The following is a 21,697-nucleotide window of genomic DNA, read 5'->3' as shown; positions in this document are numbered from 1 at the left end:
GCGGTGCGGGTCCGGCCGCCGAAGCGCTGACGCGGATCAGGCTCCGGAGACCGATGCCAGGTACGCGTTCGTCTTCTCGGGCTCGAAGAAGAAGTTGTCGAAGTCCGCCGGGTCGTTGAACCCGTTGGCGAAGCGGTCCGCGACCGGCTGGAGCTGGCCGGCGGCGCCGATCAGGTTCAGCACGTGCTCCGGCGGGACGCCGAGCATCGCGTTGGTCCACTTCGTGACGTGCTGCGCGGTCTCCCAGTAACGGTCGAACGTGGACTGCATCCACGCCGCGTCGAACTCCTTCTCACCGTGCTCGATGATCGAGTCCAGGTACGCGTTCGCGCACTTGGAGGCCGAGTTGGAGCCCTGGCCGGTGATCGGGTCGTTGGCCACGACGACGTCCGCGACGCCGAGGACCAGACCGCCGCCGGGCAGCCGGCCGATCGGCTTGCGGACCGTGGGTGCGTAGCGGCCGGCGAGGGTGCCGTTGGCGTCGGTCAGCTCGACCTTCGTGGCGCGGGCGTACTCCCACGGCGTGAACTTCTCCATCAGCTCCAGCGTCTTCGCCAGGTGCTCGGAGGGGTCCTTGATGCCCTGGAAGGCGTCGAGCGGGCCGCCGGGGATGCCCTCCCAGAAGAGGATGTCGGCGCGGCCGGAGGTGGTGAGCGTCGGCATGACGAACAGCTCGCCGACGCCCGGCACCAGGTTGCAGCGGACCGCGTCGAACTCCGGGTGCTCCGGGCGCGGGCCCATCCCGTGGACGTACGCCACGGCCAGCGCGCGCTGCGGGGCGTCGAACGGCGAACGGGCCGCGTCCCGGCCGAACATGGAGACCAGCTCGCCCTTGCCGGCCGAGACCACCACCAGGTCGTAGGTGCGCGAGAAGTAGTCCAGGTCGGAGACGGCCGCGCCGTGGATGACGAGCTGACCGCCGCGCTGGGCGAAGGTCTCCATCCAGCCGGCCATCTTCACGCGCTGGTCGACGGACTGGGCGTACCCGTCCAGCTTGCCGACCCAGTCGATGGCGCGGGAGGAGTCGGGGCCGGCGACGGAGACGCCGAGGCCCTCGATCTTCGGGGCCTGGGACTCCCAGAAGTTCAGCTGGTAGTCCCGCTCGTGCTGGAGCGCGGTGTGGAACATGCACTGCGTCGACATGACCCGGCCGGTGCGGATCTCGTCGGCGGTGCGGTTGGACATCAGGGTGACTTCGTAACCCTTGGACTGCAGCCCGAGGGCCAGCTGGAGCCCGGACTGGCCGGCTCCGACTATGAGTATCTTCCGCATCGCGGCTCTCCGTGATCCGTCGTTTCTGATTCGAGGCGTCAGGCAGGCGTGACGTCGAGAGCATGGCCCACCAGGGCCAGCAGAGACTCGACGACGGTGATCCTGTTACGCGCGTCCATGATCACTATGGGCACCTGCGACGGTACGGTCAGGGCCTCCCTGACGTCCTCCGCCTCGTAACCGGGCGTCCCCTCGAAGTGGTTGACCGCCACGATGTAGGGCAGGCCGCAGGTCTCGAAGTAGTCGAGCGCCGGGAAGCAGTCCTCAAGACGCCGGGTGTCGGCGAGGACGACCGCGCCGATCGCCCCGCGCACCAGGTCGTCCCACATGAACCAGAAGCGCTGCTGGCCCGGGGTGCCGAAGACGTACAGGACGAGGTCGTCGTCGAGGGTGAGGCGGCCGAAGTCCATGGCCACCGTCGTGGTGGTCTTCTCCGGCGTCGCGGAGAGGTCGTCGGTCTCCTCGCTGGCCTGGGTCATCATGGCTTCGGTCTGCAACGGCGTGATCTCGGAGACCGAGCCGACGAACGTCGTCTTGCCGACGCCGAATCCGCCCGCCACCACGATCTTGGTGGCGGTGGGCGCGCGCGTGTGGTCGAGCTGCCAGGCCTGGAGTGACTCCTCGGTCTGGTCCACGGGCCGTGACGCCTCTTCCCGGGGCCCGGCCGACTGACGAGGGGCGAAGAGCGTCGCCTCAGAGACGGCGGAGTCCATTGAGCACCCTTTCGAGCAGTGCGCGGTCGGGCTGACCGGTGCCGTGACCGGTTCCGTACACGCGGATCTTTCCTTGGTCGGCCAGGTCGCTGAGCAGCACCCGGACGACTCCGAGCGGCATCTTCAACAGGGCCGAGATCTCCGCGACCGTACGCATGCGGCGGCAGAGTTCGACGATGGCCCGGAGCTCCGGCATGACCCGCGAGGCGAGGTTGCCGTTGGTGAGTTCGCGGCGCTCGTCGGGTGCTTCGAGGGCCGCGACGAACGTCTCGACCAGCAGGACGTGCCCGAACCGGGTGCGGCCGCCGGTGAGGGAGTACGGGCGGACCCGGGCGGGGCGCTTGTCGGCCCCGCGGACGGGGAGGCGGGGGGCGGGTTCGGCGGCGGCGGTGGTCACTGGGCGCTCTCCATCGATTTGCGCAGCTCACTGCGGAGTTCGGGGGTGAGGACGTGTCCGGCCCGGCCGACGAAGAGGGCCATGTGGTACGCGACGACGCTCATGTCGCAGTCCGGGGTGGCGTGGACGCCGAGGAGCGAGCCGTCGCTGATCGACATCACGAAGACGCTGCCCTCGTCCATGGCGACCATCGTCTGTTTGACGCCGCCGCCGTCCATCAGCTTCGCGGCTCCGACGGTCAGCGAACCGATGCCGGAGACGATCGTGGCCAGGTCGGCGCTGGATCCCTTGGGGCCGTCCGACGGTCCGGCGGCCTTCGCCTCGTGACGGCCGGGGTCGGAGGAGAGCAGCATCAGGCCGTCGGACGAGACGACGGTGACCGAGTGGACCCCTGGCACCTCCTCCACGAGATTGCTCAGCAACCAGTGAAGGTTCCGGGCCTCGGTACTCAGCCCGAATGTGCTGGGCGCAGTCAACTGCGTGCCTCCTCGACTGTGTCCCCCGTCGCTTCGTTCCGTGTGTCCTGTGCGGCGCCTGTGGCGTGTGCGGTGGTGGTCTCGTGCCCGGTGCGGTCGGTGGGTACGCCTCCGGGGCCGGCGACGGCGATGCCGCCGGTCTCGGCGATCTCCGCCTCGACGTCGCGCCGGCCTTCCTTGGCCGCCTGGTGGAAGCTGCCGAGCCGGCGGCGCAGGGCGTCCCGGTCGAGGCTGCCGGTGCGGCCGGGGGCGGGGGTCGCGTCGGGCCGTGCCACCTTGGGGGTGCGCTTCGGCAGCCCCTTGTCGGTGACACGGCCGGCCTCGGGGCGGCGGGGGGCGGGGACGGTGTCGGCGGGGGCGTCGACCGCTCCGACTGCTCCGGTCGCCTCGGCTGCTCCGGCTGCTCCGGCTGCTCCGGCTGCTCCGGCCGCTCCCGCCGCTTCGGCGCGGGGCTCGGGGCGGAACGCGGGCCCGTACGGGTCCTGGTCTCCGGGGGCGGTGTCGGCCGGGCGCTCGTGGCGGTCGGGGCCGATGGCGTACGGGCCGGGGGGCGCGGGGGCGGGCGGGGCGGAAGGGGCTGCCTGTTCCTCCGGGACCACCGGCGCAGAGGGCGGCTTCGGCAGCCGGACCTGCATCGTGATCTCGGCGTCGGCCTCGGCGTCGGCCTCGGTGTCGGTGCCGGTCTCGGGGGCAGAGTCGGACGCGGTCTCAGGCTCGGACCCGGACTCCGATCCGGTCTCGGCTTCGGCGTTCTCGCGGATCGTCCGCTCGGCGGCGGCGATCATGGGGTCGGCGGCGGGCAGCGCCTCAGTCACCGGCTCCTGGGCGTTCTCCGTGTCGAGGTCCGGCGCGCCCTCCGCGGCCGACTCGGCCGGCTCGGCCTCCGAGGTCGCCTCCGGCTCCGGCTCCGGGGCCGGGGCCGGCGTCGGCCCCGCCCCGGCGGGCGTACCCGGCTCGGGCAGCGCGGCCGGCAGCGGTGAACGGCTCGGCAGTGCGTTGGAGTTGGCCTCCGCCACCGAGCCCGGGAGGTTGAGCGTGGGCGCGTCGCCGGGCAGTTGCACGGCGGGCGGGGTTGCGGCGGGCAGGGTCTTGGGCAGCAGGGCCTGCGGCAGGACGACGACGGCCGTCACTCCACTTCCCTTCTGCTCACGCAGCTGGACCCGCACCCCGTGCCGGGCGGCCAGCAACGACGTCACCTGGAGACCGAGTCCGGCGCCGTCTGCATTCTGCTCACCGACCTCGAACGAGGCCGGGTCCGCCAGCCTGGCATTCAGCTCGTCCATCCGGACGGTCGACATGCCGATGCCCTCGTCCGACACGGAGAGCATCACCTCGCCGCTCTCCAGCAGCCAGCCGGACAGCTCGACATGGGAGTCGGGCGGCGAGAAGGAGGTGGCGTTCTCCAGGAGTTCGGCCAGGAGGTGGGACAGGTCATCGGCGGCGAACCCGGCGATCTGGGCGTGCGGCGGCAGGGACTGGATGGTGACCCGCTCGTACCGCTCGATCTCGCTGACGGCGGCGCGCGCCACGTCGACCAGGGGGATCGGCCCGGCGTGGCCGTGGCCGTGCTCGGCGCCCGCGAGGACGAGCATGTTCTCGCTGTGGCGGCGCATGACCGTGGCCATGTGGTCGAGCTTGAAGAGGGTGGCGAGGCGTTCCGGGTCCTGCTCGCGCTCCTCCAGGCCCTCGATGACGCCGAGCTGCCGCTCGACGAGGCCGAGGGTGCGCAGCGAGAGGTTGACGAACGTGTGGTGGACCGTGTTCTTGAGCTGTCCCAGCTGGGTGGTCAGCTCGGCGGTCCGCTCCTGGAGTTCGGTCCGCTGCCGAGCCAGGGATTCCCGGCTCTTGATGAGACCGGAGCGCTCCGCGGTGAGGCTCTCGACGCGCCCGCCGAGGCCCTGGTGGAGGTCGGTGAGCCGGCCGTGCAGGGTGTTCATCGACCGGACGACCTGGGCGAACTCGTCATTGCGGCCGGTGTAGCGGACCGGTTCGGCGTTCTCGGGGTCCTCGGCCAGGCGCGCGGCGCCGATGCGCAGGACGGCGAGCGGCTGGGTGAGGGTGCGGGCGACGGCGGTGGAGACGCCGACGGCGAGCAGGAAGCAGCCGCCGAGCAGGGCGATGGCCAGTTCGAGGGCGGTGACGTCGTCGTCGCGCAGGCCCTCCAGGTGCTGGACCTGGCCGGTGGTCAGCGCGGACTCGACGCTGCGCATCCGGTCGACGCGGGCGGAGAGCGCGGCCTCCAGCTTGGCCGGGTCGACCCGGCGCTCCGCGTCCGAGAGCTCGGGGCGGTCGGTGAGGCGGGTGAGGTACTTCTCCGCGTCGTTGACCTCGGATCCGGTGACGGTCGCGGAGAGCTTGTCGCGGGCCTCGGGGTCCGCCGCCTGGTCGAATTCGGCGAGCGCTGCCAGCTCCCGTACGCGGGCCTGCTGGGCGGCGCCGCTCAGCTCGTCGCGTTCGCGGTCGGCCCGGGCGACGCCCTCGTCCTGGGTCTGTACGGGCAGCCCGGTGAACGGGTCGGTCTGCGGGGCCGTGGGCTCCGGGCTCGGTACGGCGAGCGCGGCGAGGAGGAGCCCGCGGGTGGCGGAGGCCTGTTCGGAGGCGCCGCCGAGGGTGAGCGGGGCCCGGGTGGCGTCGGCGGCGCGCGGCGGGGTCTTCTCGGCCAGTTCGGCGGCGATGCCGTGGAGCTTGGCGATGAGGTCGGAGTACGCCTGGTGCGCCTCCAGGGCCGAGCCCTTGCCGGTCAGGGCGGAGCGGCGCAGGGAGGGGACCGTCGAGAGGTCGCGGCGCAGGGCCGCGGGGGCCGCCTCGTGGATCTCGTCGATCTGCTGGTCGACGCGGGTGGAGCGGGCGACGCGGTCCTTCGCGCCGTCGCCGCCGTCGGCTTCCTCGTTGCGGCCGTCGGCGATGTACGCGGTGACGGCGTCACGCTCGTCCGCGAGGGAGTGCCCGAGGGTGACCGCCTGCTGGTTCAGCTCGGCAAGGGTGACCAGCCGCTGGGACTCGTTCAGATCGCCGGAGGCCCCGAGCACGGCGGGGGCGCCCGCCGCCACGACGATGACGCCGACGACCGCGACCCCGGCGACCAGTCGGCTGCGCACCCGCACGGTCCGCTTCTCCGCACCGGGTGCCGGAGGCGTCGCCCCGGAACCGTCGCGCGTCGTGCCCTTGCTCCGCGGCCGCTTCTTCTGCACCGGTGCTCGCAATCTTGACTCGTCCACCCTTGAAGCAGAGGTGACGCACGGTCACATGGAAGGGCGCCCCGCTCCTGGTACGGCTTCCGACCATTCCAGCGCTTTTGAGAGGGGGGCGCGCATCAACCGCTCCGCCACTCGAAGGAGTGAACATCACTCTGGAGTTGGCGAACAAGTCTCCCCAGGCGCACCCCTGACCATGCGTGGACCACGGGGTGGAACTTCCGCTCCGCCTTTGGCAGGATGCCCGCCCGCACCCGGTTCGGAGCCGCTCCTTCCGCCTGGCGCGCCCGCGTTGACCTGCTGGTACAGGCCATCTTCGGGCGCGTGCGGGGAGGGTGAAGGGCTCGTGCAGACTGGCGGTATGCGCATCGAACTCGCCACCGCGCCCGGCAGCCCCGAACGCCCCAACGAGGACTGGGCCTCGGGGGCCCTTCCCTCGTCCGGCCAGGGCGGTGTGCTGGTCCTGCTCGACGGTGTCACGCCGCCGCGCGGGGACGACGGTTGTGTGCACTCGGTCCCGTGGTTCACCGCACGGCTGGGCGGCGCGCTGGTGGAACTGTCCGGTTCCCGCCCCGACCTGACCCTGGCCGAGATCCTGGCCGCGGCCATCTCCCGTACAGCCGACGCCCATCGGGCAACCTGTGACCTTTCTCACGTACGTACGCCTCAGGCGACGGTGGCTCTGGCACGTTGGAGCGAACGCGCGGTCGAGTACCTGGTGCTGTCCGACGCGGTCCTGCTGCTGGAGTCCCGCGACGGCGCGGTCCGAGCGGTCCTCGACGACCGGCTGACCCGGCTGCCGCCGGGCTCGCTCGCCTCGAACGAGATCGCCGACGCCACGGTGCGCAACAGGGAGGGCGGCTTCTTCACGGCCGCCGCCGATCCCGCGGTGGCCTCGCGCGCGGTGACGGGCAGCGCCCCGGCGGCCGGCGTCCGGGCCATCGCCGCGCTCACGGACGGCGCGGCCCGCTGGACGGAGGTGTTCGGCGAGGGCGACTGGGCGGGCACGCTGGGGCTGCTGCGGAAGGCGGGGCCGCAGGGGCTGATCGACCGGGTGCGGGAGCTGGAGGAGGCTGACGCGGCGGCCGGGCGCGTACGGCTGGGGCGCGGCAAGACGCACGACGACGCGACCGCGCTCCTGGTGGAGCTGGACTGACGGACCGCGCCCCTGGAGGAGTTGGACCGACAGCCGGAAGCCGGCGCGGGGGCCGGCGTCGGGTCAGCTTTCGGCGCGGGTGTTCAGCTGGTGCAGGAGCCGGGCCAGCTCGGCGACCTCGGCCCGGTCCCAGTCGGCCAGCTTGCGTACGTAGCGCCCGCGGCGGGCGTCCCGGACACTGCGGAAACGGGCCAGGCCGTCGTCGGTGAGGTGGACGAGCCAGGCGCGCCCGTCGGCCGGGTCGGGTTCGCGGGCCACCAGACCGAGGTTCTCCAGCGAGTGGAGCTGGCGGCTCATGGTGGCCTTGCCGACGCCGAAGTAGGCGGCCAGCTCGGTGGCCCGCTGCCGGCCCGCCGCCTCCAGGCGGACGAGCAGGCCGTAGGCGGCGGGCTCCAGTTCGGGGTGGACCTCCCGGGCCATCTCGCCCGAGCTGGCGCGCGCCCGGCGCAGAAACACGGCCAACTCACGCTCCAGCGCCAGAAATTCGTGATCGGCACCTTTCCCGTCCGGCGTGCCCGGCCCCGGATCGCTGCCGCCCGGCGTGCCCGGCTCCGGCTCGCTGTCGCTCCCGCGCACGTCAGTACCCCTCGTACGGTTTCCTGCCGATGAAAGCTTCCGCCGCGACCGGTCGACGCCGCAGCTCGGCCAGTATTTCGCAGGAGCGGACCACCGACGTCAGCCCCGCCCCGGATCCAGGGCCTCCCGGCACCTCGAACCCCACTATGCACTCGATGTATACGCACTATGTATAGTCATCGCCGCACCGCACACCTGTGCGGATTTTCCGCACAGAGGAGTGATGTGTCGTGCCCGGAAAGATGCCGTCGACCGGGGTGGGGTTGGCTGCGGCGCTGGTGACGGCGCTCACACTGACGCTGAGCGGCTGCTCGATGGACACGACCGCGCCCGGCTCGGCACGCGGGGAGGCCGCTTCGGACGCCAAGGGCGCGTTCGGTCCGGCGGACTGCCGCAAGGCCAAGTGCATCGCCCTGACCTTCGACGCGGGTCCGGGCGAGGACACGCCGAGGCTGCTGGACATCCTCAAGGAGAAGAAGGTGCACGCCACCTTCTTCCTGCTGGGCAAGCACCACGTCGTCAAGCACCCCGAGGTGGTGCAGCGCATCGAGGACGAGGGCCACGAGGTCGCCAACCACACCTGGACGCACCAGGTCTTGACCGACCGGAAGCCGGACGAGATACGGGCCGAGCTGGAGAAGACCCAGGTGGCCATCGAGAAGATCACCGGCAAGAAGCCCCGGCTGATGCGCCCGCCGCAGGGCCGCACCGACGACACCGTCTCGGAGATCAGCAAGGACCTGGGCCTCTCCCAGGTGCTGTGGAGCGCCACCGCCAAGGACTACTCGACGAACGACTCCGCGCTGATCAGGAAGCGGATCCTGGACCAGGCGGGCAAGGACGGCGTCATCCTGCTGCACGACATCTACCAGGGCACCGTCCCCGCCGTGCCCGGGATCATCGACGCGCTCCAGAAGGACGGCTACACCTTGGTGACCGTCCCCGAGCTAATGGCCCCCGCCGAGCCGCAGCCGGGCACGATCTACCGCCCCTGAGCGCCCCGGCCGACCACCACGGCATGCGGAACGGCCCGCCCCCGTTGACTCGGGAGCGGGCCGTCCGTACCGGTCGCGCACCTGTCGCCGCGTCCGTCACAGCGTGGCGCTCAGGCCGCGGCCGGGATCTTCTCCCCTGCCCTGTCCTCGGTCCGGGCCGAGGCCGGGCTGAGGGCGATCTCCAGCACCTGGCGGACGTCGGTGACCGGGTGGACGTCCAGCTTCTCCAGCACCTCGGCCGGGACGTCGTCCAGGTCGGCCTCGTTGCGCTGGGGGATCACCACGGTGGTGATGCCCGCCCGGTGGGCGGCCAGCAGCTTCTGCTTGAGGCCGCCGATCGGCAGCACCCGTCCGGTCAGCGACACCTCACCGGTCATCGCGACATCCGTACGGACCAGGCGTCCGGAGAGCAGCGAGGCCAGGGCCGTCGTCAGGGTGATGCCGGCGCTCGGGCCGTCCTTCGGGATGCCGCCCGCCGGGAAGTGGATGTGCACACCCCGGTCCTTGAGGTCCGCCACCGGCAGCTCCAGCTCCGCGCCGTGCGACCGCAGGAAGCTCAGCGCGATCTGCGCCGACTCCTTCATGACGTCGCCGAGCTGACCGGTCAGGGTCAGTCCGGACGCCCCGGTCTCCGGGTCGGCGAGCGACGCCTCGACGAAGAGGACGTCACCGCCTGCCCCGGTCACCGCGAGCCCGGTGGCCACGCCCGGCACGGCGGTGCGGCGCTCGGCCGGGTCCTGGGCGGACTCGGGCACGTGGTGCGGCCGGCCGATCAGACCGCGCAGATCGGCATCGGTCACCGTGAACGGCAGCTCGCGGTCGCCCAGTTCGTGCTGGGCCGCGACCTTGCGGAGCAGCCGGGCCACCGACCGCTCCAGATTCCGTACACCCGCCTCGCGGGTGTACTCGCCGGCCAGTCTGCGCAGCGCCGACTCCTCCAGGGCGACCTCGTCCTTCTCCAGACCCGCTCGCTCCAGCTGGCGCGGGAGCAGGTGGTCCCGGGCGATGACGACCTTCTCGTCCTCGGTGTAGCCGTCGAGGCGGACCAGCTCCATGCGGTCGAGCAGGGCCTCCGGGATGGCTTCGAGCACGTTGGCCGTGGCCAGGAAGACCACGTCGCTGAGGTCGAGCTCGACCTCCAGGTAGTGGTCGCGGAAGGTGTGGTTCTGCGCCGGGTCGAGGACTTCGAGGAGGGCGGCGGCCGGGTCGCCCCGGAAGTCGGAGCCGACCTTGTCGATCTCGTCGAGCAGGACGACCGGGTTCATCGAACCGGCCTCCTTGATGGCCCGCACGATCCGGCCGGGGAGCGCGCCGACGTACGTACGCCGGTGGCCGCGGATCTCCGCCTCGTCCCGGACGCCGCCGAGCGCGACGCGGACGAACTTGCGGCCCATGGCGTGCGCGACGGACTCGCCGAGCGAGGTCTTGCCGACGCCGGGCGGGCCGACGAGGGCGAGCACCGCCCCGCCACGGCGGCCGCCCACCACACCCAGCCCCCGGTCGGCACGCCGCTTGCGCACCGCGAGGTACTCGGTGATGCGTTCCTTCACATCGGCGAGGCCGGCGTGCTCGGCGTCCAGGATCTCCTGGGCGCCGCGGATGTCGTAGGCGTCCTCGGTCCGCTCGGTCCACGGCAGTTCGAGGACGGTGTCCAGCCAGGTGCGGATCCAGGAGCCCTCGGGGGACTGGTCGCTGGACCGCTCCAGCTTCTCGACCTCCTTGAGCGCGGCCGTCCGGACGTGCTCGGGCAGGTCGGCGGCCTCGACGCGGGCCCGGTAGTCGTCGGACTCGTCCTCCGGGTCGCCGTTGAGCTCGGAGAGCTCCTTGCGTACGGCATCGAGCTGGCGGCGCAGCAGGAATTCGCGCTGCTGCTTGTCGACACCGTCCTGGACGTCCTTCGCGATGGACTCGGCGACGTCCTGTTCGGCGAGGTGCTCGCTCAGCCACTGGATGGCGAGCTTCAGCCGGGCGATCGGGTCCACGGTCTCCAGGAGCTGGACCTTCTGGGCGGTGGTGAGGAACGGCGAGTATCCGGAGTTGTCGGCGAGCGCGGAGACGTCGTCGATCTGCTGGACCCGGTCCACGACCTGCCAGGCGCCGCGCTTCTTCAGCCAGCTGGTGGCGAGCGCCTTGTACTCCTTGACCAGCTCGGCGGCGGATCCGGGCAGCGGGTCGGGGGCGGCGGTCTCCAGCACGGTCCCCTCGACCCAGAGCGCCCGGCCGGGGCCGCTGGTCCCGGCGCCGATGCGGACCCGGTCACGGGCCCGGATGAGCGCGCCCGGGTCACCGTCCGACAGGCGTCCGACCTGCTCGACGGTGCCGAGGACACCGGTCCCCGTGTAGGTGCCGTCGATCCGCGGGACCAGCAGCACCTGGGGCTTGCCGCCGCCGGGTCGGGCGGCGGCCTGCGCGGCCTCGACGGCGGCGCGCACCTCGGTGTCGGACAGGTCCAGCGGCACGACCATGCCGGGCAGGACGACCTCGTCGTCGAGCGGCAGCACGGGCAGGTCGATCGGTGTGAACGCCTGGGACTCGTTAGTCATGATCTCCCCTTCGGCAGGCAAGTTGAGCTATGTGCACTCAATGCTTGTGAGTCGCCGAATGTTCCCCGGCCCGTGTTCGCTCTGAGCGATCAGGCCGCCCGCCGTACCTCCCGCCAGGGCACCCCTCCCCGTACGGCAGCGCTCGACGGCGGGCAGTTGTTCCCCTCCCCTGAGCCGGAAAGGCGCTGGCCTTCGCCCCGCGCGGCGGGACAGGATGGGCGGGCACCCACCGCCACGACCGGAGACCGGAGAGCCACACCATGTCCGCGACGACCGCCCACGAACCGATGGAATCGCTGCCGGTGCGCCTGCCCGACGCCCCCGTCGTCCTCGACCGCCGGGTGGGCCCCTTCGGTGAGGTCGTGCTGCGGGAGCGCGGGGAACACTTCGAGATCATCGCCAACGGCTGCTTCCTGATGGACACCTCCGACGGGCGCTCCGAGCGGCTGCTGATCGACGCCGCACTGGCCGCCCTGCCCGCCGGGCGGACCGGCCCATCGGTGCTCGTCGGCGGCCTCGGCGTCGGGTTCTCCCTGGTGCGGGCCGCCGAGGAGGAGCGCTGGGGACGGATCGTGGTCGTGGAGCGGGAGCAGGCGATCGTGGACTGGCACCGGGAGGGGCCCCTGGACCGGATCTCCGGAGCGGCGCTGGCCGACCCCCGGGCAGGAATCCTGCACGCGGACCTCGTGGCCCACCTCCGTACCACCACGGAGCGTTACGACGCACTCTGCCTGGACATCGACAACGGGCCCGACTGGACCGTCACGGAGGGCAACGAAAGTCTCTACTCCCCCGCCGGGCTGGCCCACTGCCACGACCGGCTGACCCCGGGCGGCGTGCTCGCCGTCTGGTCCGCGCAGCCGTCGCCCGCCTTCGAGCAGGCGCTGCGGAATGCCGGGTTCAGCGGGGTTAGGACGGAAGAAGTGGCCGTTGCCCGAGGTGTGCCCGACGTGGTCCATCTCGCACTGCGGGCCGCCTGAACCCCCCTCCCGGTATGCACGGCCCGGCGGTGGCACGGGCCAACCGGCACAAGGCCGACGATCCGGCTGCTCGCCCCGCCCGAACTCGTGACCCCGGGGCAACACCCTGCGTAGCCGGGAGCCCTCCGCTGCCTTTACGCTGCTGACCGGCACACGGGATCACCCACGAAATCCACGAGCGAAGACCGTGCCTCCGGGGGAATGGCTCCCGCGAGAACGGGCAGGGGCGGGGCGATGGAACAGACACACACCACCCACAACGGCGTCGCGGCCACCCCGGGGGCTCAGCGCCGGGTGCTGGTGGTCGAGGACGACGCGACGATCGTCGACGCCATTTCCGCCCGGCTGCGGGCGGAGGGCTTCCTGGTGCAGACCGCGCTCGACGGCCCGGCGGCCGTGGACGCGGCCGAGGCCTGGCAGCCCGACCTGATGGTGCTCGACATCATGCTTCCGGGCTTCGACGGCCTGGAGGTCTGCCGGCGGGTGCAGGCATCGCGTCCGGTGCCGGTGCTGATGCTCACCGCACGCGACGACGAGACCGACATGCTGGTCGGGCTCGGGGTCGGCGCGGACGACTACATGACCAAGCCGTTCTCCATGCGGGAGCTGGCCGCCCGGGTGCACGTGCTGCTGCGCCGGGTGGAGCGGGCCGCGCTGGCCGCCGTCACCCCGCGCAGCGGGATACTGCGTCTGGGTGAGCTGGAGATCGACCACGCGCAGCGCCGGGTCCGGGTCCGCGCCGAGGACGTCCACCTCACGCCGACCGAGTTCGACCTGCTGGTCTGCCTCGCCAACACCCCGCGCGCCGTGCTCTCCCGCGAGCAGTTGCTCGCCGAGGTGTGGGACTGGGCGGACGCCTCGGGCACCCGTACGGTCGACAGCCACATCAAGGCGCTGCGCCGGAAGATCGGCGCGGAGCGGATCCGTACCGTGCACGGCGTGGGCTACGCCCTGGAGACTCCGGCGCCATGACCTGGCCAGGGCCCGGAATGCGGCCCTTCTCCATCAAGGCCAAGCTGGGCACGCTCGTCGTGGTCTCGGTGTTCATCACGACCGGGCTGCTGATCGTCGCCCTGCGGACCCGGACCGAGTTCCAGTTCATCACCGTGTTCTCGGTGATCGCCACGCTGCTGATCACCCAGTTCGTGGCGCACGGTCTGACCGCGCCGCTGGACGAGATGAGAGCGGTGGCCCGGTCGATCTCGCACGGCGACTACACCCGCCGGGTGAGCGGCGCCGGGCGGCGGGACGAGCTGGGCGACCTGGCGCAGACGATCAACCGCATGGCGGACGATCTGGAGGCGGAGGACCGGCATCGAAAAGAGCTGGTCGCCAATGTCAGCCATGAGCTGCGCACCCCCATCGCGGCGCTGAGAGCCGTGCTGGAGAACGTGGTGGACGGGGTGTCCGCCGCCGACCCCGAGACGATGCGCACCGCGCTGAAACAGACGGAGCGGCTCGGCCGGCTGGTCGAGACGCTGCTGGACCTGTCGCGTCTGGACAACGGGGTCGTGGCACTCAAGGCACGCCGTTTCGAGGTGTGGCCGTATCTGTCGGGCGTACTGAAGGAGGCCAATCTCGCCGCCTCCCAGCGACGCCTGTCGTCGGGTTCGGGCAATCACTCCCGTACGGACGTCCACCTGCATCTGGACGTCTCGCCCCCGGAACTCACCGCGCACGCGGATGCGGAGCGGCTGCACCAGGTGGTCGCCAACCTCATCGACAACGCCGTCAAGCACAGCCCGCCGCACGGCCGGGTGACGGTGCTGGCCCGGCGCGGGGCGCACCCCGAGTCGCTGGAGCTGGAAGTCATCGACGAGGGGCCCGGCATCCCGGAGGCCGAGCGCCACCGGGTGTTCGAGCGCTTCAACCGGGGCCAGGCGCCCTCCCCGCACGGTCCGGGCAGTGACGGCGGTACGGGACTGGGCCTCGCCATCGCGCGTTGGGCGGTCGATCTGCACGGCGGCCGCATCGGGGTGGCCGAATCCGCTCGGGGCTGCCGGATCCAGGTCACCCTCCCGGGAATCTCCGAGCCGCGCGGTTGACGGTCTCGTTGGCATAGGGTCGAACCGGAAGGGCACGTTCATCAGTGTTCAGCCAGCAAGGGACCTCAAGGGGATGCGGTCGCAGGACCACGCCCCCGGGCCCTGCGTACCCGAAGTGCAGTGGAACCTCGCTTGTTTCCCGCCATTTCCTGCGCCGAAACCCGCCCTTCGATGTGATGTGCACGACGAAGCACCGGCCCGGCCTGCAAGGAACGGTTCGGGGGGCGTAGCCTTGATTTCCGCTGTCCATCACCTTGTGAAGCGGAAGAGGGCGGTTGCCGCCGTGTCGTCTCAGTCCCCCAGTAACTCGAGCATCTCGACCGACCAAGCCAGCCCAGGCACCAACCCGGCCGCGGCTTTCGGCGCCAATGAATGGCTCGTCGACGAGATCTACCAGCAGTACCTCCAGGATCCCAGTTCGGTCGATCGCGCCTGGTGGGACTTCTTCGCCGACTACAAGCCGGGTGGATCCGGCACGGCGGACAAGCCCGCTCCCGGCGCCGGGGCCTCGGGGGCCCCGGTGACCGAGGCCGCCGCCCCGGCCGCGCCTGCTCCGGCAGCCGCTCCGGCTCCGGCGAAGGCCGCGCCCGCCGCTGCTCCGGCCGCCCCCGCGCAGCCGGCCCCGGCCAAGGCCGCCCCGGCCCCGGCCAAGACCGCCCCCGCACCGGCGAAGCCCGCGGCCGCGAAGCCCGCAGCCGCGCCCGCCAAGGCGAAGGCGGACGGGCCCACCGAGGCCCCGGCAGGCCCGGAGTACGTGACGCTGCGCGGTCCCTCGGCCGCCGTCGCGAAGAACATGAACGCCTCGCTGGAGCTGCCGACGGCCACGTCCGTCCGCGCGGTCCCGGTGAAGCTGCTCTTCGACAACCGCATCGTCATCAACAACCACCTCAAGCGCGCCCGCGGCGGGAAGATCTCCTTCACGCACCTCATCGGGTACGCGATGGTGCAGGCCCTCAAGGCCATGCCGTCGATGAACTACTCCTTCGCTACGAGGGACGGCAAGCCCACCCTCGTCAAGCCGGAGCACGTCAACCTCGGTCTGGCCATCGACCTGGTGAAGCCGAACGGCGACCGCCAGCTGGTCGTCGCGGCCATCAAGAAGGCCGAGACGCTCAACTTCTTCGAGTTCTGGCAGGCGTACGAGGACATCGTCCGGCGCGCCCGCATCGGCAAGCTCGGCATGGACGACTTCTCCGGCGTCACCGCCTCGCTGACCAACCCCGGCGGCATCGGCACCGTCCACTCGGTGCCCCGCCTGATGCCCGGTCAGGGCCTCATCATGGGTGTCGGCGCGATGGACTACCCGGCGGAGTTCCAGGGCACCTCGCAGGACACCCTCAACAAGCTCGGCATCTCGAAGGTCATGACGCTCACGTCGACCTACGACCACCGGGTCATCCAGGGCGCCGCCTCCGGCGAGTTCCTGCGCGTCCTGTCCCAGCTGCTGCTCGGCGAGAACGAGTTCTACGACGAGATCTTCAAGGCGCTGCGCATCCCCTACGAGCCGGTCCGCTGGCTCAAGGACATCGACGCCTCGCACGACGACGACGTCACCAAGGCCGCGCGGGTCTTCGAGCTGATCCACTCCTACCGGGTCCGCGGCCACGTCATGGCCGACACCGACCCGCTGGAGTACCACCAGCGCAAGCACCCCGACCTCGACATCACCGAGCACGGCCTCACCCTGTGGGACCTGGAGCGGGAGTTCGCGGTCGGCGGGTTCGCCGGCAAGACGATGATGAAGCTCCGCGACATCCTCGGCGTGCTCCGTGAGTCGTACTGCCGCACCACCGGCATCGAGTTCATGCACATCCAGGACCCGAAGCAGCGCAAGTGGCTCCAGGACCGGGTCGAGCGCCCGCGTCCGAAGCCCGAGCGCGAGGAGCAGCTGCGCATCCTGCGCCGGCTGAACGCCGCGGAGGCGTTCGAGACCTTCCTGCAGACGAAGTACGTCGGCCAGAAGCGGTTCTCGCTGGAGGGCGGCGAGTCCGTCATCCCGCTGCTCGACGCCGTCCTCGACTCCGCCGCCGAGGCCCGTCTCGACGAGGTCGTCATCGGCATGGCCCACCGCGGCCGCCTCAACGTCCTGGCGAACATCGTCGGCAAGTCGTACGCGCAGATCTTCCGGGAGTTCGAGGGCAACCTCGACCCGCGCTCCATGCACGGCTCCGGCGACGTCAAGTACCACCTGGGCGCCGAGGGCACCTTCACCGGTCTGGACGGCGAGCAGATCAAGGTCTCGCTGGCCGCCAACCCCTCGCACCTGGAGGCGGTCGACCCGGTCCTGGAGGGCATCGCCCGCGCCAAGCAGGACATCATCAACAAGGGCGGCACGGACTTCACGGTCCTGCCGGTCGCGCTCCACGGCGACGCGGCCTTCGCGGGCCAGGGCGTCGTCGCCGAGACGCTCAACATGTCGCAGCTGCGCGGCTACCGCACCGGCGGCACCGTGCACGTGGTGATCAACAACCAGGTCGGCTTCACCGCCGCCCCGGAGTCCTCGCGCTCCTCGATGTACGCCACCGACGTGGCGCGCATGATCGAGGCGCCGATCATCCACGTCAACGGCGACGACCCGGAGGCCGTGGTCCGCGTCGCGCGGCTCGCCTTCGAGTTCCGGCAGGCGTTCAACAAGGACGTCGTGATCGACCTCATCTGCTACCGCCGCCGCGGTCACAACGAGGGCGACAACCCGGAGTTCACCAACCCGCAGATGTACACCCTGATCGACAAGAAGCGCTCGGTGCGCAAGCTCTACACCGAGTCCCTCATCGGTCGCGGCGACATCACGCTGGAAGAGGCGGAGCAGGCGCTCCAGGACTTCCAGGGTCAGCTGGAGAAGGTGTTCGCCGAGGTCCGCGAGGCCACCTCGCAGCCGGCCTCCCCGCACATCCCGGAGCCGCAGGCCGCCTTCCCGGTGGCCGTCGAGACGGCCGTCTCCGCCGAGGTCGTCAAGCGGATCGCCGAGTCGCAGGTCAACATCCCCGACTCGATCACCGTCCACCCCCGTCTGATGCCGCAGATGCAGCGTCGCGCGTCCTCGGTGGAGAACGGCACGATCGACTGGGGCATGGGCGAGACCCTGGCCATCGGATCGCTGCTGATGGAGGGCACCCCGGTCCGGCTCGCCGGCCAGGACACCCGTCGCGGCACGTTCGGCCAGCGCCACGCGGTCCTGGTCGACCAGGTCACCGGCGAGGACTACACCCCCCTGCTGTACCTGGCGGACGACCAGGCCCGGTACAACGTCTACGACTCGCTGCTCTCGGAGTACGCGGCGATGGGCTTCGAGTACGGCTACTCGCTGGCCCGTCCGGAGTCGCTGGTCATCTGGGAGGCCCAGTTCGGTGACTTCGTCAACGGCGCGCAGACCGTCGTGGACGAGTTCATCTCCTCGGCCGAGCAGAAGTGGGGCCAGACCTCCGGCGTCACGCTGCTCCTGCCGCACGGCTATGAGGGCCAGGGCCCGGACCACAGCTCCGCCCGCCCGGAGCGCTTCCTCCAGATGTGCGCGCAGGACAACATGACGGTCGCGATGCCGACCCTGCCGTCGAACTACTTCCACCTGCTGCGCTGGCAGGTGCACAACCCGCACCACAAGCCGCTCATCGTCTTCACCCCGAAGTCGATGCTGCGTCTGAAGGCGGCGGCCTCGTCCATCGAGGAGTTCACCACCGGCGGCTTCCGCCCGGTGATCGGCGACGCGTCGGTCAAGGCCGAGGACGTCCGCAAGGTCGTCTTCGTCTCCGGCAAGCTGTACTACGACCTGGACGCCGAGCGGGAGAAGCGCGGCGACACGGAGACGGCGATCATCCGGCTTGAGCGCCTGTACCCGCTGCCGGGTGCGGAGATCCAGGCCGAGATCGCGAAGTACCCGAACGCCGAGAAGTACCTCTGGGCGCAGGAGGAGCCGGCGAACCAGGGTGCGTGGCCGTTCATCGCGCTCAACCTGATCGACCACCTGGACCTCGCGGTCGGCTCGGACGTGCCGCACGGCGAGCGCCTGCGCCGCATCTCGCGGCCGCACGGCTCGTCCCCGGCGGTCGGCTCGGCCAAGCGCCACCAGGCGGAGCAGACGCAGCTGGTCAACGAGGTCTTCGAAGCCTGAGGACCTCAACGCTGATTACCCCGGAGACCCGGTTCCGTGCTCGTCGCGGAGCCGGGTCTCCGGCGTCTCCGAGGCCCTCGGGCCTCGTTATCCTTTTCCCATGTACTTCACGGACCGTGGCATCGAGGAACTGGAGAAGCGGCGCGGCGAGGAGGAGGTCACCTTCGAGTGGCTCGCCGAGCAGCTGCGTACGTTCGTCGATCTCAACCCCGACTTCGAGGTGCCCGTCGAGCGCCTGGCGACCTGGCTGGCCCGGCTGGACGACGAGGACGACGAGGACGCGTAACTCCTGCTCCTACGGGGTTTCCGCGCCGGCCCTGGCCCGCTCGTAGACGAGTCCCAGCGCACCCTGCGCCAGCAGCACCGCGCCGGCCGCCGCCCAGCCGCCGCTGCGACGTCGCGCGCCCCACAGCAGGAGCGGGAGCCCGGCCGCGAGCTGGACGGCGGCGACGGCCCGGGCGCGGGGGCCGCGTACCCACGGGCCGACCCGGCTGCTCTCCACCGCGTCCAGTTCGACCCGTACGGCATCGCGCCAGCCGGCCCACTCGACCCGGTCCACGTGGCGCTGCGCCGCCGCGACGCTGCGCAGCCGGTCGGCGCTCTCGCCCGGGGAGAGTCCGGCGGGCAGCGTCAGCCCGGTGCGGGTGAGGACGGCGAGCAGTCCGCGCAGCCTGGCCTCCGCGTTCGCTTCCGGATCGGGGCGGGTCAGCTCCTCCAGCGCCTGTACGTCCAGCACCGGGTCGAGGCCGAGCCGGGCGGCGAAGGTCCGCGTGGCCTCGTCCTCGCCCACCGGGGTGCCGTCGGCCAGCCAGACGTAGCCCACGGGCCTGCGGAATCCGGCGGCGAGGGTGTATCCGGCCCGGTCGGCGTCCCACCACAGGGCCAGCACCGGCCACGTGGAGCCGACGGCGAGCGCGGTGGCCCAGCCGCCGAGGACCCGGTCGACGGGTTCGGCGTCCTGCTCCGCGCCCCCGGTCCGCCGGGGCTTCCCCTCGGGGACGAGCACGCTCCACTCCTCGCCCGCGCGGACCAGCAGCATCTGCTCGCGCAGCAGGTGGGCGAGCGGCCGTACGGTCTCGGGGTCGGCCCGGCACAGCAGGAGGGCCCCGGTGGATGTCGCGTTCATGGCTCACACGCTAAGGCAATTTGCCCGTATTTGATCGTGTTTGCAGACATGGTGCCGACCGCCGCCGGGGCCCGGCATCCCTTGACTTCACCCATCCGCGATATATCGTGTTCTTTACGAGACGCGATATGTTGCGTTGCCAGCTGCCACGCCTTCCGGGAGGTCACATCCATGCCTGTGTCGACATGGACCATCGATGAGCCGCGGAAGCTCTCCTTCGAGGATCCGGTGGCGGCGCTCCAGGTGCGCATCGTCGACGGCGCGGTCAACGTGGTCGGGACCGACGAGCCGGACGCCCGGCTGGAGATCTCCGCGATCGAGGGCCCGCCGCTGATCGTGACCCAGGAGGACGGCCGGCTCACCGTGGCCTACGAGGACCTGCCCTGGCAGGGCTTCCTGCGCTGGTTCGAGCCCAAGGGCCGCCGCCGCAGCGCCGTCGTCTCGCTCGTCGTACCGGCCGCCTCCTCCGTCGAGGTCGGCGTGATCGGCGCCGGGGCCGTCGTCTCCGGCATCAGCGGCCGCACCGAGGTCCGCGGCATCACCGGGGACTCCACGCTCGTCGGGCTGACCGGTGCGGTGCGCGGGGAGTCAGTGTCGGGCAGCCTGGAGGCCCAGGGCGTCACGGGGGACCTGCGCTTCCAGTCCGTGGCCGGCGATCTGACGGTGATCGACGGGGCGGGGGCCACGGTCCGGGCCGAGTCGGTCAGCGGTGACATGGTGCTGGACGTCGACCCGTCCGGGAAGCCCACGGACATCCGGCTGACCACGGTGTCCGGCGAGATCGCGATCCGGCTGCCGCACCCGGCGGACGCGAAGGTCGAGGCGAACACCGCGAGCGGGGCCGTCTCCAACGCCTTCGAGGACCTGCGGGTCGGGGGGCAGTGGGGCGCCAAGAAGATCACCGGCACGCTGGGCGCCGGCACGGGAACCCTGCGGGCGACGACCGTGTCCGGTTCGATCGCCCTCCTGCGCAGGCCGCCCGCCGAGGACGACGCGTACGCCGCCGAGCCGACCGGAAAGGTTCTCTGACATGCCCCCCGTATTCGCCCACGGCCGCCTGCGCCTGTATCTCCTCAAGCTCCTGGACGAGGCTCCTCGCCACGGCTACGAGGTGATCCGCCTGCTGGAGGAGCGCTTCCAGGGCCTGTACGCCCCGTCCGCCGGCACGGTCTACCCGCGGCTGGCCAAACTGGAGGCCGAGGGCCTGGTCACCCACGCCACCGAGGGCGGCCGCAAGGTGTACTCGATCACCGACGCCGGACGCGAGGAGCTGGCGGGCCGCAGCGCCGAACTGGCCGACCTGGAGCTGGAGATCCGCGACTCGGTCTCCGAGCTGGCCGCCGAGATACGCGACGACGTACGGGGCGCGGCGGGCCGGCTCCGCAGCGACATGCGGGCGGCGGCGTCGGAGTCCCGGCACGGTGCGGGGACGGGGGCCGGCAGCGGCAAGGAGAGGGGCGAACCCTCCTCCCCCTTCGGCGACCTCGGCAATCTGGGCAGTCTGGGCGACCTCGGTGACAGCGAGGCGTGGCGCACGGCGAAGGAGGAGCTGCGCCGGGCCAAGCAGGAGTGGAAGGAGCAGGCCCGCCGGGCGAAGGACGAGTCCCGGCGCGCCCGCGAGGACGCGCAGCAGGCCCGCCGCCAGGCCAAGGAGGCCCAGGACAAGGCGCGCGAGCAGATGCAGACCGCTGCCCGTCAGGTGCAGGAGCACTTCGCCCGGGGCGACTGGCCCTCCGGCGTACGGGACGGGCTCGCGGAGATCACCGGCCAGCTCGGCGGCTTCGCGCGGACCGGCGCCTGGCCCCCGTTCGGCAAGCCCGAGCCGGAGACCGCCCCGCCCGTCCGGGAGCCGGATCCCGGTGCGGACTGGGGGCAGGACGCGCCGACGACGGGCGACCCGGTGCGCGATCTGGACCGCCTGCTGGACCGGTTCCGCGACGGCATCCGGGACGCGGCCCGCGATCACGGGGTGACGGAGACCCAGCTCGCGGAGGCCCGCCGCCATCTGGGCGCGGCGACGGCACGGATCGAGGCGCTGCTGACGGCGGAGGACGAGGACGGCGAGAAGGCCTGAGGGCGGGGCGGGGTGAGCGGTGGGGCGGGGCTCCCGCCCCAC

Annotated in this window: 17 protein-coding genes; 9 read left to right on the top strand and 8 right to left on the bottom strand. The window is 71.6% G+C overall.

Going from position 1 to position 21,697, the window contains the following annotated elements; genetic code table 11:
- Window positions 1-36 precede the first annotated feature (36 nt).
- From ACFWM7_RS19915 to ACFWM7_RS19895, 5 genes are read right to left on the bottom strand one after another with little or no spacing between them, the layout of a single operon-like run.
- On the bottom strand, window positions 37-1,272 hold the full coding sequence (locus ACFWM7_RS19915) for a styrene monooxygenase/indole monooxygenase family protein (protein WP_383262457.1): 1,236 nt from the start codon (window positions 1,270-1,272) through the stop codon (window positions 37-39).
- A 38-nt stretch (window positions 1,273-1,310) separates the two neighbouring features.
- Complete coding sequence (locus ACFWM7_RS19910; RefSeq protein WP_383262455.1) at window positions 1,311-1,985, bottom strand: ATP/GTP-binding protein; 675 nt, start codon at window positions 1,983-1,985, stop codon at window positions 1,311-1,313.
- Window positions 1,966-2,382, bottom strand: a complete 417-nt coding sequence (locus ACFWM7_RS19905; protein ID WP_383262454.1) for a DUF742 domain-containing protein — start codon at window positions 2,380-2,382, stop codon at window positions 1,966-1,968. Before ACFWM7_RS19905 ends, ACFWM7_RS19910 begins: the two co-directional genes overlap by 20 nt.
- Window positions 2,379-2,858, bottom strand: coding sequence for a roadblock/LC7 domain-containing protein (locus ACFWM7_RS19900; RefSeq protein ID WP_383262451.1), 480 nt, complete (start codon window positions 2,856-2,858; stop codon window positions 2,379-2,381). Before ACFWM7_RS19900 ends, ACFWM7_RS19905 begins: the two co-directional genes overlap by 4 nt.
- Entirely contained in the window at window positions 2,855-6,049 is a 3,195-nt protein-coding gene (locus tag ACFWM7_RS19895; protein WP_383262459.1) for a nitrate- and nitrite sensing domain-containing protein, read from the bottom strand. The genes ACFWM7_RS19900 and ACFWM7_RS19895 overlap by 4 nt, the downstream gene beginning before the upstream one ends.
- A gap of 364 nt (window positions 6,050-6,413) precedes the next feature.
- On the opposite strand from ACFWM7_RS19895, the gene ACFWM7_RS19890 reads away from it, so the two are divergent.
- Window positions 6,414-7,208, top strand: a complete 795-nt coding sequence (locus ACFWM7_RS19890) for a hypothetical protein (RefSeq protein WP_383262450.1) — start codon at window positions 6,414-6,416, stop codon at window positions 7,206-7,208.
- A gap of 63 nt (window positions 7,209-7,271) precedes the next feature.
- On the opposite strand, the gene ACFWM7_RS19885 is transcribed toward ACFWM7_RS19890, so the two are convergent.
- Entirely contained in the window at window positions 7,272-7,784 is a 513-nt protein-coding gene (locus ACFWM7_RS19885; protein WP_383262449.1) for a MarR family winged helix-turn-helix transcriptional regulator, read from the bottom strand.
- A 230-nt stretch (window positions 7,785-8,014) separates the two neighbouring features.
- On the opposite strand from ACFWM7_RS19885, the gene ACFWM7_RS19880 reads away from it, so the two are divergent.
- Window positions 8,015-8,779 (top strand): polysaccharide deacetylase family protein, encoded by a 765-nt coding sequence (locus ACFWM7_RS19880; protein WP_383262447.1) that lies wholly within the window; start codon window positions 8,015-8,017, stop codon window positions 8,777-8,779.
- Between the two features lie 110 nt (window positions 8,780-8,889).
- On the opposite strand, the gene lon is transcribed toward ACFWM7_RS19880, so the two are convergent.
- Window positions 8,890-11,322 (bottom strand): endopeptidase La, encoded by a 2,433-nt coding sequence (gene lon / locus ACFWM7_RS19875; RefSeq protein ID WP_383262445.1) that lies wholly within the window; start codon window positions 11,320-11,322, stop codon window positions 8,890-8,892.
- A gap of 260 nt (window positions 11,323-11,582) precedes the next feature.
- Here lon and ACFWM7_RS19870 point away from each other — a divergent pair, with 260 nt between their 5' ends.
- The 5 genes from ACFWM7_RS19870 to ACFWM7_RS19850 all read left to right on the top strand — a co-directional run bounded on the left by ACFWM7_RS19870 (window position 11,583) and on the right by ACFWM7_RS19850 (window position 18,741).
- Window positions 11,583-12,302 carry a spermidine synthase gene (locus ACFWM7_RS19870; RefSeq protein ID WP_383262443.1) on the top strand — a complete coding sequence of 240 codons (720 nt, stop codon included), beginning with the start codon at window positions 11,583-11,585 and terminating at the stop codon, window positions 12,300-12,302.
- Window positions 12,303-12,536: 234 nt separating this feature from the next.
- Window positions 12,537-13,274, top strand: a complete 738-nt coding sequence (locus tag ACFWM7_RS19865) for a response regulator transcription factor (RefSeq protein WP_010061462.1) — start codon at window positions 12,537-12,539, stop codon at window positions 13,272-13,274.
- Window positions 13,271-14,347 carry an ATP-binding protein gene (locus ACFWM7_RS19860; protein ID WP_383262441.1) on the top strand — a complete coding sequence of 359 codons (1,077 nt, stop codon included), beginning with the start codon at window positions 13,271-13,273 and terminating at the stop codon, window positions 14,345-14,347. Before ACFWM7_RS19865 ends, ACFWM7_RS19860 begins: the two co-directional genes overlap by 4 nt.
- Window positions 14,348-14,630: 283 nt before the next feature.
- A complete protein-coding gene (locus ACFWM7_RS19855; protein ID WP_383262439.1) occupies window positions 14,631-18,455 on the top strand; it encodes a multifunctional oxoglutarate decarboxylase/oxoglutarate dehydrogenase thiamine pyrophosphate-binding subunit/dihydrolipoyllysine-residue succinyltransferase subunit in 3,825 nt (1,274 codons plus the stop codon).
- A gap of 100 nt (window positions 18,456-18,555) precedes the next feature.
- Window positions 18,556-18,741 carry a DUF6104 family protein gene (locus ACFWM7_RS19850; RefSeq protein ID WP_003966321.1) on the top strand — a complete coding sequence of 62 codons (186 nt, stop codon included), beginning with the start codon at window positions 18,556-18,558 and terminating at the stop codon, window positions 18,739-18,741.
- A 9-nt stretch (window positions 18,742-18,750) separates the two neighbouring features.
- Here ACFWM7_RS19850 and ACFWM7_RS19845 read toward each other — a convergent pair whose 3' ends face one another.
- On the bottom strand, window positions 18,751-19,581 hold the full coding sequence (locus ACFWM7_RS19845; RefSeq protein ID WP_383262436.1) for a hypothetical protein: 831 nt from the start codon (window positions 19,579-19,581) through the stop codon (window positions 18,751-18,753).
- A 171-nt stretch (window positions 19,582-19,752) separates the two neighbouring features.
- On the opposite strand from ACFWM7_RS19845, the gene ACFWM7_RS19840 reads away from it, so the two are divergent.
- Both ACFWM7_RS19840 and ACFWM7_RS19835 read left to right on the top strand, forming a co-directional pair.
- Window positions 19,753-20,610, top strand: a complete 858-nt coding sequence (locus ACFWM7_RS19840) for a DUF4097 domain-containing protein (protein WP_383262434.1) — start codon at window positions 19,753-19,755, stop codon at window positions 20,608-20,610.
- Between the two features lies 1 nt (window position 20,611).
- Entirely contained in the window at window positions 20,612-21,655 is a 1,044-nt protein-coding gene (locus tag ACFWM7_RS19835) for a helix-turn-helix transcriptional regulator (protein ID WP_383262433.1), read from the top strand.
- The last annotated feature ends 42 nt before the right edge of the window (window positions 21,656-21,697 follow it).

It is taken from the genome of Streptomyces sp. NPDC058375 (assembly GCF_042723425.1).
In the GTDB taxonomy this organism is placed as follows: domain Bacteria; phylum Actinomycetota; class Actinomycetes; order Streptomycetales; family Streptomycetaceae; genus Streptomyces; species Streptomyces durocortorensis.
This window is presented reverse-complemented; position numbering and strand designations above follow the sequence as displayed.

Coding starts and splice junctions, on each gene's coding strand:
- ACFWM7_RS19845 (WP_383262436.1), bottom strand. CDS start 19,581: ATGAACGCGACATCCACCGGGGCCCTCCTGCTGTGCCGGGCCGACCCC.
- ACFWM7_RS19840 (WP_383262434.1), top strand. CDS start 19,753: ATGCCTGTGTCGACATGGACCATCGATGAGCCGCGGAAGCTCTCCTTC.
- ACFWM7_RS19910 (WP_383262455.1), bottom strand. CDS start 1,985: ATGGACTCCGCCGTCTCTGAGGCGACGCTCTTCGCCCCTCGTCAGTCG.
- ACFWM7_RS19835 (WP_383262433.1), top strand. CDS start 20,612: ATGCCCCCCGTATTCGCCCACGGCCGCCTGCGCCTGTATCTCCTCAAG.
- lon (WP_383262445.1), bottom strand. CDS start 11,322: ATGACTAACGAGTCCCAGGCGTTCACACCGATCGACCTGCCCGTGCTG.
- ACFWM7_RS19860 (WP_383262441.1), top strand. CDS start 13,271: ATGACCTGGCCAGGGCCCGGAATGCGGCCCTTCTCCATCAAGGCCAAG.
- ACFWM7_RS19865 (WP_010061462.1), top strand. CDS start 12,537: ATGGAACAGACACACACCACCCACAACGGCGTCGCGGCCACCCCGGGG.
- ACFWM7_RS19890 (WP_383262450.1), top strand. CDS start 6,414: ATGCGCATCGAACTCGCCACCGCGCCCGGCAGCCCCGAACGCCCCAAC.
- ACFWM7_RS19915 (WP_383262457.1), bottom strand. CDS start 1,272: ATGCGGAAGATACTCATAGTCGGAGCCGGCCAGTCCGGGCTCCAGCTG.
- ACFWM7_RS19850 (WP_003966321.1), top strand. CDS start 18,556: ATGTACTTCACGGACCGTGGCATCGAGGAACTGGAGAAGCGGCGCGGC.
- ACFWM7_RS19870 (WP_383262443.1), top strand. CDS start 11,583: ATGTCCGCGACGACCGCCCACGAACCGATGGAATCGCTGCCGGTGCGC.